Below are 17,137 nucleotides of genomic sequence, written 5' to 3' on the forward strand. Positions count from 1 at the left end.
TTCAATGAATTGCTACTGGAAAAATGTGTTGATTAAATCTGACGATTCGATTCGTAATGCGCTGGAGATCATCAACAGGGAAGCCTTGAGAGTGGCTCTGGTCGTTGATAAAGAACAAAATCTTGTGGGCGTTGTCACCGATGGTGATATTCGGCGGGGCCTGCTGAACAATTTGTGTCTTTCTGACGGTATCGCTATGGTTATGAATACCAATCCAACCACGGCACAATCAGGTACGCCGAAGCAAGACCTCGTTGAATTGATGCAACGCAAAGGGATTATCTCAGTACCACTGTTGAAAAACGGTAAAATCGTCGGGCTGGAAACTCTCCAAAGTGCGCTGACCAGACCCACTTACCCCAACCCTGTTCTGATCATGGCGGGCGGCTTTGGCTCCAGGCTCAAACCTTTAACCGATGACTGTCCAAAACCGATGCTTAAGATAGGTCAACGCCCCATTCTTGAAACGTTGATTATGCAAATGGTGAAATGTGGTTTTGAGCATTTTTACGTATCAACCCACTACATGCCTGAAAAAATCCATTCCCATTTTGGTGATGGTAAAAATTTTGGTGCAAATATCACCTATGTTCACGAAGATGTCCCTCTCGGAACGGGAGGTGCGTTAGGATTAGTGAAAGATAAACTACAGGATGATCTGCCGTTAATCGTGATCAATGGGGATGTATTAACCACAGTCAACTTTGAGCGACTTCTTGAGTTCCATTTAATCAATCAAGCAGATGCGACAATGTGCGTGCGGGAATATGAGTATCAGGTTCCCTACGGCGTAATCACTACCAAGGGAAAGAAAATCTCCGGAATGGTGGAAAAGCCTGTACAGCATTTCTTTGTAAATGCAGGGATCTATGTGGTATCCCCTGCTGTATATAAATCCGTCGAACCAAACAGTCACATAGATATGCCAGCTTTACTTGAAAAACACATGCATGCACGTGACAGAGTCTACACATTCCCTATCCATGAATATTGGCTGGATATTGGTCGAATGGATGAATTCAACAAAGCACAATCTGACATAGAAGTGTTAGGGATTAATTAATGCTTAACGATAAACGTGTGCTGGCTCTCATACCTGCTCGAGGCGGCAGCAAACGCCTTCCGCGTAAGAATATTCGTCTACTTAAGGGTATTCCCCTTATTGGCTGGACCATTACAGCGGCTAAACAGAGTCAATATATTGATGAAATATTCATCAGCACTGATGACCAAGAAATACTCGAATACGCCAAAACATTAGCTGTTTGGGCTCCAGAATTACGCCCCGCTGAACTGGCAACTGACTCAGCTACAAGTTCTGATGTTATTTCATATACATTATCCAAATATGGGAATGACTATGATCTGGTTGTTTTATTACAGCCAACCTCGCCCTTCAGATCGGCTCTGCACATAGATGAAGCGCTGGAGCTACTGATAGTAAATCAGGCAGAAATGGTCGCATCCGTAACTCACTGTGAACATTCGCCACTATGGGCAAACACCTTACCAGCTAACCATTCGCTCAATGGTTTCATCAAAACAGAAAACCTGAAGAGAGCACAGGATTTACCAAACTACTACCGTTTAAATGGTGCTATCTATGTTTTCGATATAGAAGCATTTTTACAAAATGGCAGTATCTGTTATGGCGAAAAAAGCTTTGCCTATTTAATGAACAATGAGCACTCTATCGACATCGACAATGAGTATGATTTTTGGCTAGCTGAGGCTATTTTAAGGATGAACAACATACAGGATTAGAACGAAAACACTATCACTAAATGAATCGCTGAATCGTTACTGACTTTCTGCTCGGGGGACTATTCCAATAGTCATTCGGAATGAGAAGTTGGGGTGACCGTTCATAGTGGCAGATTACTTGCTTTAGCAACATTTCAATCTATAAGTCACCCATAAGTTATTCAGCTTCGTCAAAAAATTGACTAGCATATCTGATTTCATTAGGAGTTTCAGTCATGAGTATCGAAAGTTCCGTAACACCATTTTTTTCGGTAACTCGATTTGGTGAGGCATATCTTCCCAGCGTCAACAGAAAGCTATTTGATCACCAAACGTCCAATAAATTATTTGAAAGAAAGTATCCCAACCTTTTCACAAAAGAAAATCATCTCTATGTGATCGTAGGTACAGATTCCGGTTTATTGGCAAACTACGTACTTGAACACAAGCTTCCAAAGGGCAGTCGCTACCTGTTTGTCGAACTGGAATCAGTGATGGCTTTAATGAATATAGAGATACCTGAAGACCGTGCGGACAGAGTACAAGTACACTCTTTAGCTACTTTTTGTGACGTGATAGAACAAGATCCTCTGCCAGTTTACTTTATAAAGAAAGCAACCAGAACTTATAAATCTCAGGGCACAAAATTCGCTTATATCACAGAATATATATCCTTGAACAGCAAAGTAGAAGAGATCATGGAGCAGCAAACATTTTTTCATTCTGACGCACTGAATCAAAAAATGTTCATCAAACGCCAATTAGAAAATGTGGCAGACAATCTCGTGCCAGCCAAAGTGCTTTCCAATAGCTTTCCAGGTAAAGATTGTGTAATCCTTGCAGGAGGCCCATCACTAGACGACATATTACCGTGGGTAATAAATCATCAAGAAGAGCTTGTCATTTTTGCAGTTTCAAGAATTTGCCGCCAATTGTGCTCTATTGGCTTAATCCCCGATATAGTCGTATCGGTTGATCCTTACGAAGCAAGCTTTGATGTCAGTAAAGAAATGCTAAAACTTCCTGAATCGGTATTATTCATTAATAGCAATCATACCGAATCTCGATTATTGTCCAATTGGCACGGCCCTTCCGCCTACCTCGGTACCTATCTTCCTTGGAATAACGAGGAAAATGATAGCAACATATCGACTGCAGGTCCCACAGTTACGAATGCAACTATTCGAGTTGCCGCAGCCATGGGCTTCAAACAGATTTTATTGGTTGGTACTGATCTTTGTTATTCTAGCAACGGAGATACTCATGCTAAAGGTAGTTTGGAAGCCGCTGCAGGCCCCAACATGGGCATCATTGGTGAATGGGTCGACACATATAACGGTTCCAAAGCTGAAACGTCTATACAGATGGTACTCGCGCAGGAAGAGCTTGCCTGTGAAGTAGAACATCTACAGAAGGGTCAACGGATATTCAATTTGTCAGCTAACGCTGCGATAGTGAAAGGAATTGAGCATAGACCCACATCGAATATCCAGCTATCAGGTACCGTGGACAAGCATTCAGTTATCACTAATCTAACTCAACCCCTTCAAAATAAAGAGCGCATTCAAAAACTTTTAAGTGCAAGACATCAAATAAAATTAGCATATAAATCACTAAAAAAAATACAAAACGGCAGTTTTGAAGCACTTAAAATAAATAATACCATCAAAGAGAACAATTCAAAAAATAATGAGGCAAAATATAGTTCACTATTAGAACAGATTGACAATATTGAGCAAAAACTGTCTAACCACCATAGGTCAATATACCAACTTATTAAATTTTTTGGTTACGCTGAGTTTTCCCAATTTCTGACTCCTACAGATAGTAACGAATGGCAGGAGCAAGACCTGATTTTTATGACAGACTCATATTACAAAGCTGTTCACTCAACCTCTAAACAATTAGCACCACTAATCTCTTGCGCTCTTCAAAAGGTCAATTTACGTCTTGAAGAGCTATCTAATAGCGCAAATTCTAAGGTGTTATTCTGTAACTGGTCAAAATTCCAGGAGTACGGTCGTGCTATCATCTGGCAAAAATCCAATATGAATACACTCTCTAGACAAGAACAACAGCACGTTCAATTAATGATTGAAAAATATAACGAACTTATTAATCAAAAATCGGATTACTCAAAACGAATCGATATAAGCCATTCTCTACTGGACCAAGTAGAGCGGAAAATTTTACTTTTGCACAACACACACAATGACTTTGGTCTATCGCAATTGGCAGCAATCCTGAAGAATAAGTCAGCGAAAGATAAAGAAGCGGGAAGGTTATACAGGCTGGCAGACTGTTTTTATCATCAGTTGAAGGGAGAACATTCACTCGCGCTGGGCACGCTCCTCAAGTTAGATGAGTCACAGCTCACCGAACGTGAATTCAAGGAAATGGCCTCCCTTGGCCTCAAGGTGCAAAAACCTGAAATTTCCTTGCTGGCGCTTAATAAGTTGATTGAATACAGCGACGAGTATTATCCCCTCTACGCCAGTGTGCTGAAGTTAACCGGTCAGTATCAAAACGCCGCAGAAACCTACCTTGAGTACCTGAACAAGTACCCGGGCGATGTGGTGACCTGGATTAAGTTTGGCCAGTTTATGGTGGAAGCGGGTGAGCGGGACATGGCTATCAACGCCTTCCATCAGGCGGAACAGGCCGATCCGGGGAATGCCGTTGCCAAGCATTATTTAAGCGAACTCTATCACCAATAAGGGACGCACCTTTGCCTGTGGGCGGCAACTGGCTATAATGCCGCCCAGCCGTACTGCTTTCCTATGCAGCTTTTCCACTCAATCAGGAGCCTCTTTTGCAAACCAGTCACATCCCCCTCGAGCAGTACCGTCGCAAGTGGATTTTCAACAATAAAGACCTGCCGGTAAGCGATGATGACAAGGCCTGTATTTATCCTCTGGATGAAAAAAGTGCCATGGCGGTGTGGAAACAACTGGTGAGTGATAAGGCCAGCGCGTCAGAGCATTTCTCCAAGGCCGATTGGGGCGGACGCCCTAAAAGCTGGGTGAAAAGCGATATCTGGCAAGACGCCTGGGACTGCGACGAAGCCGCCCTGCCCCCCGTTGTGGCAGCACATTTTGAGTGGCCGGACGAAACCCGGGTGTTCTTTTGCTACGACAAATATCAGGCCATCGAAACCCGCTGGGATGTGTTTGTGCGTAACTGGAAATGCTTTCTGTTTTTTGATGATGGCCCACTGCTTATTTCAGACAGCCAGCCGCAGGTTGCACTCTTTACTCAGGATGGCAACGTGCAACTGGGCGTTCGCAGCTAACATCTATGCAGGTCGGTTTACCCGCCCTGCCACTCTTTTTTTCCCGGAGCCGTTATGAAGTCACTCCTTTCCTTACTGTTACTCTGCCTTTCTTTTCAAGTTGTTGCCAAAGAGGTTGCGGGTATAGCTCTGCCCAATAGCCTGTCGCAGGATAATCAAACCTATGTGCTCAATGGCGCAGGGGTACGCAGCAAATTTTTGATGGACCTGTACGTGGGCAGCCTCTATCTGACCGCCACAACTGATACTGCCGACAAGGTGTTGGCGCAGGATAAAGCCATTATCCGGCTGGATATTCTGTCCGACCTTATCACCAGCGATAAAATGCGCGATGCCATTAGCGACGGCTTTGAAGCCGCAACCGATGGCAAGATGGATGACGCCATGAAGGCCAGTATCGCCGCCTTTATGACGCTGTTTGAAGCCGATATCAAACCCGGCGACAACTTCGTGCTGATTGCCAGCCGGGATGGCGTGGAAGCCATCAAAAATGATATCCCCCAGCCCAAGGTAGGTGACGCGACCTTCGCCAAAGCCCTTCTCAACATTTGGCTCGGCGAGCATCCGGCCCAGAAAAGTCTCAAGCGGGATATGCTCGGTCACTGACGCATCATCCCTAAAAAGCAAAAAAGGACCCTAAGGGTCCTTTTTATCTTTCTGCCTTGTTCAGCCCTGCCTGGCTTTTGAAATAACCCACGCCCCAAGCGGCTTAAAAGGCTCTGTTGGGTGCCATCAAAACTCGACGTTAAAGGCCAGTGCCAAAGCGGCCTCATTGGAGAGTTTTTCTCGCTCCCCTGTGCCCAATTCCATTTCGCCATTAAACATCATGCCTGCATAGGTGTTGAGGCTCACCTTCTGGCCTATCTGCCAGCCGAGGCGTAAAAATCCTACCCATTCGTCGAATTCCACGGTTTGTCCATTGTCATCCAGCAATACACGTTGGCTGCGCCGGGAGCTGCCAAGCCCCAATTGCCACGCCGGCGACATTTCATAGATGAGCTCAAGCCCTGCCGGCCCGCTGAAACCTGCGTCAAAGGGGTTGGTTAACACAAAGGTGTCCGACAATCGCCAGTTAACAGCCACAAACGGGAAGACACGATTTTTGCCTATATCATCCAAATAGATAGCACCAAGGCCGAGCAGGTTACCATTCTCAAATCTGTGCATGGCAGTGGCAACGAGCCCCCAGCTCCGGGCATCGGACGAAGAAGCTGTATCGGCCCAGGTATACTGCAACATGGGGCTCAGGCTATAAAACCAATTGTCATCACGATAACCGACAGACATGGACAGGTTATATCTGTTGATGGAGCTCCAGGGGGTTACCCGGCCTGCAAAGAGTGCTTCATCACCGGATTGCCAGCGGTAGTCCAGTACATCGTAACCAAGCGACCATCCCAGCGACCAGTTCTTATTCAGTCCGTGGTTCCCTTTAAGGTCAAACATATACAGATCGCGCCCCAGACTCGCCTGCCCCACTTCGGCATCCTGGGTACTGACATAGGCAGCCTGAAACGACAAGGACGCCGGACGCCCCTGGGCCATGGCTTTTGGCGCCATAACGCCCAGGAGCAAGGCTAAGGAACAAAGCGTGGCCGTCAGGGTAACATTGCCGGGATTAAGGATACTGTTGTTGGCAGTGCTCTTTTGCTGAGCATTCTGATTGTTGAGGGACGCGTCGGTTACAACATCTGATGCAGTTGATAGGGTTGACTTAACTGAGGTTTGCGGCGACAGATTCGGCATCTTCATGGGTATCATCCGTGGTAAAAATATCGGGAGCCAATACGCAGCCGCCGCGCCGAGGATCAGCTTTTTGCGGCAGCCAAAAACATTTTCACTGTGTCTTTCAGATAACGGGCACGCTCGGCGTCTGTCTCTTGCAGTGGCAATCCCAGCTCCAACAGCAGGCGCCTTTCCCCGTATAGCATCAGGCATAATCTGATAGCAGCATGACGCACATCCCCAAACCGGAATGCCCCCGTCGCCTCCACTCTGGAGAAATAGTCGCTGAGCATCGCCAGTATACGGCTTGGCCCACCGGCAAAATACAAACGGGAAACTTCAGGGTGAGTCTCTGACTGTGACAAACAGGCCCGGTAAACAGTCAAGGCTTCTTCGCTGACAATCATGTCGCCAAAACGACTGGCAAACTGCATCAACACCTGCTCTGGATGTGCTACATCCGCCAGCATGTCGGGAGTCATTTCATGCACATCGCATTTGCATTCGATTGAGGCGACAAACAAATCATCCTTGTTGCCAAAATGAGCATAGACGGTTTGTTTAGAGACCCCCGCTTTTTTGGCCACCTCATCCATACTGGTATTGGGAAAACCCTGGGCGCAAAAAAGCGCAATAGCCGCTTCCAAAATGGCGGCACGCTTTTGTTCACTGCGACTTGGGCTGGGAGATTGTACGGATGTCATTCATCACACTCAGTCAGGTTACGCGAAAAATCAGTCTAAATTTAAGCATAGAATAGACTAGACAGTCCAGTTCCACCAAAATAGACTAGACAGTCCAGTTCTACCACTTTTTAACCGGAACCCTACCGGAGTGATACCGACAGGACACATACATGAATGCAATGAATTGCCACAAGTGGATAAGACAGCTACCTCTGTTCCTGGGGCTGAGTCTCTTGTCCGCCTGTCAGGAAAAGGATGCCGGGCCGTTCAGTGACAATAACCCGCCCACAGTTATCACCCAAAGCCTGAGTCTGAGCGAGGGCTATCAAAGGCCGCTGGAATTCAGTGGCACCATTCGCGCCGCCAACACCACAGGTGTGGGCTTCGAACTCGCCGGCAAGCTCAGTGGCCTCTTTGCCGACAGCGGCAACCGGGTACAAAAAGGCCAGCTGCTCGCGGCGCTTGATACCAGCCTGCTGGAAGCCGAGCAGCAAGAACTCAAAGCAGCGCTGAGCCAAAACAGTGCCGATCTCAGCCTGGCTCAATCTACCCTCAAACGCAGCCAGGAACTCAAGAAACAAGGGTATGTGTCCAGCCAACAGCTGGATGAACTCGAAGGACGACTGGGTAGTCTCGAAGGCGCCCGGGAGCGTCTGAAGGCCAGTCTGTATGCCAATACCCTGAAACTGGAAAAGTCCCGACTGCTGGCCCCATTTGACGGCAGCATCGGCAGCCGCAGCTTCAATCTCGGAGAAGTCGTTCCCTTGGGGCAGCCGGTGTTCGTTCTGGTTGAAGACAAAGCCGCCCAGGCCCATGTTGGCGTACCGGCTGACATAGCCAAGACGCTTACCCAGGGCCAACTGATGGATCTGCGCGTGGGCCGCGAGCATTACCGCGCGGTGCTCGCCGGTATTAACCCCGCCATAGACCCTGTAACCCGCACTGTGGGGCTTAGGCTGTCGCTGCCACCCGATGCTCACGTCCTCAACGGTGAAATTGCCTACCTTAATTATCAGCAGCAGGTGAATACCCCGGGCTTTTGGGTGCCTGTGTCTGCACTCACCGATGGGCTTCGTGGTCTTTGGAATCTTTACGTGGTTGAGCCCCATGGGGAAAACGAATTTGTGGTCGAGCGCCGGGACGTGGAAATCCTCTTCACCGATAAAGACAGGGCCTATCTTGTTGGCGCCCTCAAAGCGGGAGACGAGATTGTCACCCAGGGATTGCACAAACTGGTGGTGGGCGAGCATGTCCAGCCCATGACAGCCCTTGCCACGAGGTAGACCATGATTAAAGCCTTTGTGGAAAATGGCAGGCTGGCGGCGCTGTTTATTGCGCTCTTGCTGGTTGCCGGTCTTGGCGCCATGAGTGCCCTGCCCCGACTCGAAGACCCCCATATCACCAACAGATATGCCTCTGTCATTACTCACTATCCGGGCGCCTCTGCAGAGCGGGTAGAAGCCCTTGTTACTGAGGTGCTGGAAAACCAGTTAAGGCGGCTGGAAGAATTAAAGCTTATCCAGTCCACCTCCAGACCGGGCATTTCGGTAATTCAGCTGGAGCTGAAGGACGATATCACCGAAACCGACCCCGTCTGGTCCCGGGCCAGAGACTTAATGGCCGACAGCCGGGCTAAGTTGCCCGAAGGAGCACTTAACCCCACCCTTGACGATCAGATTGGCTACGCCAATACCGTTATTCTGGGTCTTGCGTGGCGCGGTGGTGGCGAGCCCAGAGTCGATATTCTCGGGCGGTACGCCAAAGAGATGCAGAGTCGCCTGCGACTGTTGCCCGGTACCGACTTTGCCCACCTCTATGGTGCCCCCAGCGAAGAAATACTGGTGGAGCTCGATGGCAACAAGGTCAATCAACTCTCGTTAACCCCCGGTGACATAGCGCAAATACTCACCGCAGCCGACAGTAAAATCGCCGCGGGTGAAATCCACAACAGCCACTTCCGCGCCCTGGTCGAGGTATCGGGGGAGCTGGACTCCCAAACCCGCATCCGCCAGGTTCCCCTCAAGGTGGACGCCTCAGGTCAGATAATCCGCCTGGGTGACGTTGCCCGCGTCAGTCGCCAATACAAGTCTCCGCCCGATACCCTGGCACTCCTGTCCGGCGAGCGCGGCATCATGGTCAGCGCCCGCATGCTCAATAACACCCGGGTAGACAAGTGGCTCGCCCAGGTTCGCAGCACAGTATCCGAGCTCGAAGCCGGTATGCCCGCCAATATCGAGGTACAGTGGCTGTTTGAGCAGGAGAGCTACACAGTCACCCGCTTGGGTGAGCTGGCAATGAACCTGCTGCAGGGCTTTATCATCATCCTGCTGGTGTTGATGCTTACCCTGGGGCTTCGCAATGCACTGGTCGTCTCACTGTCATTGCCCCTTACCGCGCTTTTTACCCTGGCATGCATGCGCGCGGTGGATTTACCCATTCATCAGATGTCAGTCACGGGCCTGGTGGTGGCGCTGGGGATCATGGTGGATAACGCCATTGTGATAGTGGATGCCATTTCCCAAAGAAGGCAGGAAGGGCAGGCACGGCTCGAAGCGGTCGGCAATACCTTAAAGCACCTGTGGCTGCCTTTGGCCGGTTCTACCATTACCACCATACTCGCCTTTGCTCCCATCGTGCTGATGCCGGGCGCAGCGGGCGAATTTGTGGGTGGCATTGCCATATCCGTGATGTTTGCCCTCGCCGGTTCCTACCTTATCTCTCATACCCTGATTGCCGGATTGGCCGGGCGTTTCAGTCCCGCAAACGAAGGCAACGACTGGCGCGCCCATGGCATTCGCATGCCAAAGCTAGCCAGTGCTTACGAAGGGCTGCTCGGCAAAGTCCTGCAACGCCCCCTGACCAGCGCACTGCTGATAGGCCTGTTGCCCCTGTTGGGCTTTATGGCATCAGGTCGCATGACAGAGCAATTCTTCCCGCCTTCTGACAGGGATATGTTCCAGATTGAAGTGTATCTTGCCCCCCAGGTGAGCCTGGAGCGCAGCCAAATCACAGTGGCGGCCATGGACAAACTGCTGGAGCAAACCGATGGCATAGAGCGCATCGATTGGGTGGTCGGCGGCAACATCCCCTCTTTTTATTACAATATCACCCAGCGCCAGCAGGGGGCGGCCAACTATGCCCAGGCCATGGTGAAAGTGAAGAATTTCGATACCGCCAATGCCCTCATCCCCGAGCTGCAACGCACCCTCGACAGAGAGTTTCCCGAAGCGCAGGTGCTGGTTCGAAAACTGGAGCAGGGGCCGCCATTTAACGCACCCGTGGAGCTGATGGTGTACGGCCCGTCGCTGGAGGAACTCAGACGCATCGGCGATGACATCCGGGCCATTCTCGCCTCACACGACAAGGTGATCCATACCCGCGCCACCCTGAGCCCGGGCGCACCCAAGGTACAGCTGGCGGTGGACGAGGATGCGTCGCTCATGAGCGGGCTGACGCTCACCGATATCGCCAATCAGGTGCAAATGGCCACCACAGGCAGAAGCGGCGGCAGCATACTGGAACAGACAGAGTCGCTGCCGGTGCGGGTACGTCTCGATAACAGCATGCGCGAGCAGCAAGGGCGCCTTGCCGCCATAGAGCTGGTGTCCCGCGCGGGCAGCGGCATCCCCCTGTCGGCACTGTCTCAAACGCACATCACAGTCAGCCGCGGCGCCATTCCACGGCGTAACGGCCAGCGGGTCAATACCCTTGAGGCCTACATTCAAACCGATGTGTTGCCTGCCAGGGTCCTGGGCGACGTCCGTGAGCGCATTGATGCCCTGCCCTTGCCGCCGGGATATCACATTGAAGTGGGCGGCGAGAGCGCCAAGCGAAATGAGGCTGTGGGCAATCTGTTGTCATCGGTGGCCCTGGTCATCACCTTGTTGCTGGCCACTGTGGTACTCAGTTTCAACTCCTTCCGCCTGACCGGCATCATACTGCTCAGCGCAGCGCAGTCGGCAGGACTTGGGCTGCTTGCGGTGTACCTGTTTGATTATCCTTTCGGCTTTACGGTGATCATCGGCTTGCTGGGGTTAATGGGGCTTGCCATTAACGCCGCCATCGTGATTTTGGCCGAGCTTGAGGATGTGGCCGATGCCAGACAGATGTCATTGCAAACCCTGGTGAAAACCGTGGCCAGCTGCACCCGCCACATCACATCGACGACCATAACCACGGTAGGGGGATTTTTACCGCTGATTATTGCCGGAGGGGGATTTTGGCCACCTTTTGCGGTGGCCATTGCCGGTGGAACCGTGCTGACGACCCTGTTGTCGTTGGTGTGGGTACCTGTAATGTATCGCCTGCTGATGCAAAAACGCGTGCAGGCTCAACTCTCGGTTCAGCCGGTGTGAGCCTTGAGGGTATGGTAAATTTTGTCTTTCAGCTCGGCACGCTCGAGTTTGAGGGCTGAGAAGTGTTCATCTGTGGTGGGCACTTTGTTGACCTCCAGACCACGGATCTTATGATCCAGTTCGTGATAACGTCTGGCTTTGGCGCTGAAGTCGCTGTTACTGGATTTTAGACTTTGGATAAGCTCGCTGTAATCGGGAAACTCATTGGAAAGAAGGTGGTTTTCTCCCAGCATGGTGACCTCCATTTGGGTGGGTTGTAAGGGTATCGAGGCATGCTGCCCTCTCCATTTAGCCCTGTTGGCTCAAGTCAGAAGGCAGCACAAAAAACGTACAACCTATTCACCATAAGCCGCACCCAAGAGTTGTGCAAACTTGAGCCAATAAAAAGGCGCCCTCGGGCGCCTTTTGTCTCCTTTACATCCGCTTAGAACGACTGACGGAATGCCGCCCAGTAGGTGCGACCACGAATATCGTAAAGATTGCCGTTGTATGTGCCATCGTAGGCAAATACCGGATCTTCATCGGTCAGGTTGGTGACCCCCACAGAGACACTGTTGTTCCATGGCAATACATAGCTGTAACTGAGGTTGTGGGTCCAGGCGCTGTCGAGCTCGTACAGCTCTTCTGTGCCCTCGATGTAATCCCAGCTGGTTTGGGTGCCAATGAAGTTGCCGTAATAATTCAGGGCATGATCACCATAGTGGTAGGCCATGGTCAGGTTGATGCGGTCTTCCGGTACCCCTTCACGACCGGCCAGGTCATCCCCCAGAATTTGCTCGCCAGCCTCGGCATAGGTGGACTTGTACTTGAAGTAGTGTGACCAGCCCAGCCCCAGAGTCAGTTCACCAAAACCGGTGTCAAACTTGGCATCGGCCTTGAGATCCAGGCCTTCACGCTCAGACAGACCCAGATTGAGCTTCTGGCTGACAACATAGTCAATCTTGCCATTACCCAGACGGGAAATTGAAGTGGAGGGATAGATATCCGACACATCAGGACGCGGCACACCGGCGGCATCGGCCGCTTCCCACAGTTTGGCCTGGGTACGGACTATCTCACTGGCGGAGAGCTCTTCAATCAGGTTGGTGGTCTCAAGCTGCCAGTAATCCACCGAGAAGCTGATATCGTCGGTGATATTCCACACCACACCAAAGTTAAGAGACTCCGACTCTTCCGGCTCCAACTCCTGATTACCACCGGTACGGGTCGGCGCATAGTCGCGGCGGGCACAGGCGTCTATATCCTCTCCTTCGGTGTAACAGTTGAGGTAGTTGGTGATATAGCCAAAGCCCTCAGAGGTGCCCTGGTACAGATCAGACAAGGTCGGCGCCCTGAAACCTGTGCCCCATGAAGTACGCAGCAAGAGCGCATCAACCGGCTTGTAGCGCAGTGACACCTGAGGGTTAAAGGTACTGCCAAAATCAGAGTAATGGTCGTAACGACCGGCGAGGTTCAGCTCGACACTTTCAAGCAAGGGCAGCACAAACTCGGCATACACCGCTTTAACGTCACGCTCACCCGAGCCGCCACTGCCGCCGTTTCCGCCCACAATCAGCCCGGCTTCCGCCAGGGCATCCACTCTGGAGTCGAGGGTTTCTTCACGGTAGCCGCCACCCAGATACATGGCCGACAAACCACCGGGCAGTTCAAACAAGTCCAGCGACACGCCGCCATTGATGTCGAGGTAGGTGGCATTCATGCGCTTGTCGTAGTTGGCGGTGGCGCCGCCTGGCATTACCGAATTGGGGTCGCGGGGATCCCAGCCCACAAAGCTGTTGCTGGCATCATCCCAGTAACCCACCAGATCAGAGGTGGCCCCCACCAATTGATAGCCGGTACCCCAGGTAAAGTTGGCGTACTTGTTATAGTTTACCGACAGATCCCAGCTCCAATCGTCGTGATTGCCGTTGAGTGCCAGCAGGTAGTCGTAGATGTTGTCGTGGTGTTCGGCAACCCTGTCCCCTGCGGTATCGAAGCGGAACGTCATGGCCGCGTAGGGGTCTGGCAGCAGCTCCACCAGCTCAAGACCTTCTTCAGTGGTGTAAGCCGGCAAGCCCTGCGGAATGGAAATCTTGCCGGGCACCGGTGCAGAAATGTCCATGGTTTCGTTGGACGCCCAGTAAGCACGGGCAGTGAGCTGAATTTCATCACCAAGCTCGTAGGTATAGTGCAGCAGGGTATTATCGCGGCGCTGATCCACCGAGGTTGCCGCAGCCTTGGTGTAATCGTAGGCACACAGGGTATCACCGGGGTAATCCGAGTCCTCCAGCACACCCATGAACTTGTCGCCGTATACATCGGCGCAGCGCCTGTCGGCATTGGCAAAAGGCGCCGAGTAAACCCAGCCACCGGCGCCGCCCTGAGTCAGGGTACGGCCGGTGGGACTGATATTCACCCAATCCTGATAGTCGTTGGGATTGCCGCCTTCCTTGAGAAACGGCTGGGTATACCAGCGATCGGACTGCATAATGCGGTCCACTTCGTAGTGTTCAAAGGTGAAGACCAGATGGCCCTTGTCTGAACTTAAACCACCGGTAAAGGACAGATTGGACGAGTCTCCCCCCTCCTGAGAAGGTCTGTCCATACGGCCATCAAACTGAATGCCCTGAAAGTCTTTTTTCAGAATGATGTTCACCACACCGGCGATGGCATCGGTGCCATAAATGGCAGAGGCCCCATCGGTGAGGATTTCAATGCGCTCAACCGCCGCCATGGGGATGGTATTGATGTTGGCAGCCCCGCCGTCCATCACAGGTGATTTGGCCATGCGTTTGCCGTCAAGCAGCGTCAGGGTATGAAAGGCCGAAGCCCCCTTGAGCTGAACCGTGGCCTGGGAACCCCATCCATTGTTTGACCCACCGCCCCAGGAGCCAAAGGCATTGAGGTTGGAACTTCTTAAGGCGTCGCCCACCGTGGCAAAGCCTGCCTTGGCGATGTCGTCGGCTGTGATGGTGGTGATGGGGGTCGCTCCTTCCATGTCCACCCGCATAATATTGGAGCCGGTAACCGCAATACGCTCTACCTTGTCCTGATCCAACGCCTGCTCTTCAGCCCAAAGAGGGCTGACAGCCGTGCCCATCAGCAACGCCAAACTCAATGCCAGTTTGCTCTGTTTCACTCTTTCTCTCCCTTTTTATTGTTTTCCCGGTGCTCCGGATACAAAAGCGCCATTTTTATATCACATACTTTATTTTGTATACAATATGTTTAATTAAATTAACAAAAGGTGAAACCAGAGTTGGAGCTTGGTCAATTTTTCGTACGCCGTCCCGGTGTACATTAGTCACACCCTGCGAGTCTGTAAGGAAAAACAATGAACTATAAAGAATGGCCACTGGCTAAACAGATAGGCATATTGGCAACCCTGCTTACCTTGGTGGTGTTTGCCCTGATGGGATTGATCGCCTACAAATCTGCATCCAATGCGCTGCAGCAAAAAGGCACCCATGCCATGTCATCCAAAGCAGAAGCCGTCACCGACATGCTGGCACTGCAGTACCAAAGCCTTGCCGCCCTCGCCCACCGCAATGCCGATGTACTCAGAGAGATGTACCCGGGCAACTTTTATAAACCCGGTCATAAAGTGAAAGTGCTCGGACAGGACACCCCTGCGCTGATGCACGACAAAGAGCAAATCAATTCAACCAAGAGCAAGGTCGACCGTTATGCCAACCTCACCGGCGGCACAGCCACCGTGTTTGTGAAAGACGGCGATGACTTTCTGCGAATTTCCACCTCACTCAAAAAAGCCGACGGAAGCCGGGCTCTGGGCACTTACCTCGGCAAAACCCATCCTGCTTACGGCGTTTTGTCGCAGGGTGGGCAATATGAGGGCTACGCCAGACTCTTTGGTCGCGACTATATGACTGTGTACAGGGCCGTGAAAGATCCCGCTGGCGAGGTGGTGGCTGTGCTGTATATCGGCTTTGATATCGGCGAGTCACTGACCGAGCTGAAAGCCGCTGTCAGCCGCTTGAAGGTTGAAAAAACCGGCCACTTTATGTTGATTAACAAAAAGGGGGAAGTGGTTTACGCCCAGGAAAGTGAGGCCGGTGAGACCCTGAATACCAACATGCTGGAGGGGCTTTCCCCTGCTGACTTGCCATCGGGCAACGCAGAGATGCAGTTTACCGACGACCAGGGGCTGGAAAGATACCTTATCACCCGCGACATTCCGGGTTGGCACTGGCGCCTGGTCGCGTCGGTGCCGCTGGCGGAGCTCCATGAAGAAAGTGTGGCCCTGCTCAAACTCAACACCCTGCTGTCAATTGGCGCCATTGCGTTTATCACCCTGAGCCTGTCCTGGGTGCTGCTGCGGTCCCTGAAACCCTTGACCGAGCTGAAAACTCAGCTTGAGGGCCTCGGCCGGGGTGAACTGGATCAGCATTGGCAAACCAGTCCGGCCGACACTCAAAACGAGGTGAACCATATCCGCAACAGTGTGGCCACCATGGCAGGCAATCTGAAAACCCTTATCGAATCGCTGAAATCGTCTGTCGCCACACTCGGCACCATGGCCGAGGATGCCAGACAAATCGCCGCACAAAATGGCGATGAAGCCACAGCACTGATGGCACAAACCGACCAAATCGCCACCGCCATCGAAGAGATGTCTACCTCTATCCGCGATGTTGCTGAGCATTCCAGTGATGGGGCGCAGCAAAGCCAGAGTGTAGATAGTGCCGCTAAAGAGGGTCAGAAGCGGCTGGACGGCATGGTGGCCGATCTGGGCCGCCTCAGTGAGGTATTGGCAGCAAGTCACGATGCCGTTGAACAGGTGTCCAAAGAGAGCGAAGCTATCAGTCAGGTCACCGAAGTCATCAACAGCATTGCCGAACAAACCAATTTGCTGGCACTGAATGCCGCCATCGAAGCGGCCCGCGCCGGTGAACAGGGGCGCGGCTTTGCCGTGGTTGCCGATGAAGTCAGGACCCTTGCCAGCCGCACCCAAAGCTCCATTCAGGAAATCGGCAAAACCATAGGTAATCTGCAGGACAAGGTGAAAAACACCGCCGCCCAGATGAAAAAAGCCCACGAGCTGGGCCAAAGCTGCGCCGAACAGGGCAGTATCACGGGTAAAGAGCTGGACACCATTACCGGCCGTATTGGTGATTTGGCCACGGTTTCCGCCAGCATTGCCAGTGCCACCCAGCAACAAAGCACCGTGGCAGAAGACATTACCCGTAATCTGCACCTGATTAGCGATCTTGCCCGGGAAGGAGAGTTCCGCGCCGGGGCCACAGTGGACAGCGCCAATCAGCTAAGGGATTTGGCACGGGATCTGACCGCACGGATTGGGGTATTCAGAACCTGAGCCCGACTACTCGCAAAAAAGC

At 51.8% G+C, this 17,137-nt stretch carries 12 protein-coding genes; 8 read left to right on the forward strand and 4 right to left on the reverse strand.

The features are described 5' to 3' along the window. The first annotated feature begins 4 nt into the window (after positions 1-4). The 5 genes from JQC75_RS12055 to JQC75_RS12075 all read left to right on the forward strand — a co-directional run bounded on the left by JQC75_RS12055 (position 5) and on the right by JQC75_RS12075 (position 5,641). Positions 5-1,063 carry a nucleotidyltransferase family protein gene (locus JQC75_RS12055; RefSeq protein WP_203324326.1) on the forward strand — a complete coding sequence of 353 codons (1,059 nt, stop codon included), beginning with the start codon at positions 5-7 and terminating at the stop codon, positions 1,061-1,063. Further along, the gene (locus JQC75_RS12060; protein WP_203324327.1) at positions 1,063-1,764 is read left to right on the forward strand and encodes an acylneuraminate cytidylyltransferase family protein; all 702 of its coding nucleotides are present in this window, start codon (positions 1,063-1,065) and stop codon (positions 1,762-1,764) included. Before JQC75_RS12055 ends, JQC75_RS12060 begins: the two co-directional genes overlap by 1 nt. A gap of 215 nt (positions 1,765-1,979) precedes the next feature. Then, positions 1,980-4,460, forward strand: coding sequence for a motility associated factor glycosyltransferase family protein (locus JQC75_RS12065; protein WP_203324328.1), 2,481 nt, complete (start codon positions 1,980-1,982; stop codon positions 4,458-4,460). Between the two features lie 95 nt (positions 4,461-4,555). Beyond that, the gene (locus JQC75_RS12070) at positions 4,556-5,035 is read left to right on the forward strand and encodes a DUF2947 domain-containing protein (protein WP_203324329.1); all 480 of its coding nucleotides are present in this window, start codon (positions 4,556-4,558) and stop codon (positions 5,033-5,035) included. A gap of 54 nt (positions 5,036-5,089) precedes the next feature. Further along, on the forward strand, positions 5,090-5,641 hold the full coding sequence (locus JQC75_RS12075) for a chalcone isomerase family protein (RefSeq protein WP_203324330.1): 552 nt from the start codon (positions 5,090-5,092) through the stop codon (positions 5,639-5,641). A 126-nt stretch (positions 5,642-5,767) separates the two neighbouring features. Here JQC75_RS12075 and JQC75_RS12080 read toward each other — a convergent pair whose 3' ends face one another. Together JQC75_RS12080 and JQC75_RS12085 are read right to left on the reverse strand one after the other, a co-directional pair. Then, entirely contained in the window at positions 5,768-6,787 is a 1,020-nt protein-coding gene (locus JQC75_RS12080; RefSeq protein WP_203324331.1) for a DUF6268 family outer membrane beta-barrel protein, read from the reverse strand. 56 nt (positions 6,788-6,843) lie between these two features. Next, a complete protein-coding gene (locus JQC75_RS12085) occupies positions 6,844-7,464 on the reverse strand; it encodes a TetR/AcrR family transcriptional regulator (protein ID WP_203324332.1) in 621 nt (206 codons plus the stop codon). 152 nt (positions 7,465-7,616) lie between these two features. Here JQC75_RS12085 and JQC75_RS12090 point away from each other — a divergent pair, with 152 nt between their 5' ends. Together JQC75_RS12090 and JQC75_RS12095 are read left to right on the forward strand one after the other, a co-directional pair. Continuing rightward, positions 7,617-8,729: an efflux RND transporter periplasmic adaptor subunit gene (locus JQC75_RS12090; protein ID WP_203324333.1), complete on the forward strand. Its 1,113-nt coding sequence runs from the start codon at positions 7,617-7,619 to the stop codon at positions 8,727-8,729. A 3-nt stretch (positions 8,730-8,732) separates the two neighbouring features. Next, a complete protein-coding gene (locus JQC75_RS12095; protein ID WP_203324334.1) occupies positions 8,733-11,801 on the forward strand; it encodes an efflux RND transporter permease subunit in 3,069 nt (1,022 codons plus the stop codon). On the opposite strand, the gene JQC75_RS12100 is transcribed toward JQC75_RS12095, so the two are convergent. Beyond that, the gene (locus JQC75_RS12100) at positions 11,789-12,034 is read right to left on the reverse strand and encodes an HP1242/YdcH family protein (RefSeq protein WP_203324335.1); all 246 of its coding nucleotides are present in this window, start codon (positions 12,032-12,034) and stop codon (positions 11,789-11,791) included. The two genes, JQC75_RS12095 and JQC75_RS12100, sit on opposite strands and share 13 nt — an antisense overlap. A 191-nt stretch (positions 12,035-12,225) precedes the next feature. Further along, positions 12,226-14,919 (reverse strand): TonB-dependent receptor domain-containing protein, encoded by a 2,694-nt coding sequence (locus tag JQC75_RS12105; protein ID WP_239002003.1) that lies wholly within the window; start codon positions 14,917-14,919, stop codon positions 12,226-12,228. Positions 14,920-15,114: 195 nt separating this feature from the next. Here JQC75_RS12105 and JQC75_RS12110 point away from each other — a divergent pair, with 195 nt between their 5' ends. After that, positions 15,115-17,115, forward strand: coding sequence for a methyl-accepting chemotaxis protein (locus JQC75_RS12110; protein ID WP_203324336.1), 2,001 nt, complete (start codon positions 15,115-15,117; stop codon positions 17,113-17,115). The last annotated feature ends 22 nt before the right edge of the window (positions 17,116-17,137 follow it).

This window comes from Shewanella litorisediminis, assembly GCF_016834455.1.
GTDB classification, from domain to species: Bacteria; Pseudomonadota; Gammaproteobacteria; order Enterobacterales; family Shewanellaceae; genus Shewanella; species Shewanella litorisediminis.